The organism is Methylobacterium sp. WL19, from assembly GCF_008040005.1.
GTDB lineage: Bacteria > Pseudomonadota > Alphaproteobacteria > Rhizobiales > Beijerinckiaceae > Methylobacterium > Methylobacterium bullatum.
Map to the genome: position 1 here is coordinate 1 of NZ_VRVC01000305.1, position 569 is coordinate 569.

1 protein-coding gene is annotated in these 569 nt (G+C 62.2%); it reads left to right on the top strand.

Annotated elements, in window-relative coordinates; translation table 11 throughout:
- Positions 1 to 569, top strand: a 569-nt coding sequence (locus FV220_RS25215) for an IS3 family transposase (RefSeq protein WP_147833596.1), incomplete at both ends; no start/stop codon positions are given.

The window sequence follows — 569 nt, forward strand, 5'->3', positions numbered from 1 at the left end:
GCCCTGCTCCGGCGCGACGGCTGGACGGTGAACGTAAAGCGCGTTGAACGCATCTGGCGGCTCGAAGGGCTCAAGGTTCCCGCTCGCCAGCCGAAACGGGCACGCCTTTGGCTCAACGACGGCTCCTGCCTTCGCTTACGGCCGGAGCGTCCCGACCATGTTTGGTCCTACGACTTCGTCGAGCACCGCACGCACAACGGCAGGAAGTATCGAATGCTGAACGTGATCGATGAGTTCACGCGCGAGTGCCTGTCGATCCGTGTATCCCGCAAGCTGAAGGCCCTCGACGTGATCGACGTACTCTCGGACCTGTTCAGCCTACGTGGAGTGCCGGGTCATATCCGCTCCGACAATGGTCCGAACTTCATCGCCAAGGCCGTTCAGGACTGGATCGCGGCGGTTGGCTCGCAGACCGCCTACATCGAGCCGGGCAGTCCGTGGGAGAACGGGTACTGCGAGAGCTTCAACGCCAAGCTGCGGGATGAACTCCTCAACGGCGAGGTGTTCTACACCCTCAAGGAGGCCAGCGTCGTGATCGAGCAATGGCGCAGGCACTACAACAGCATCCG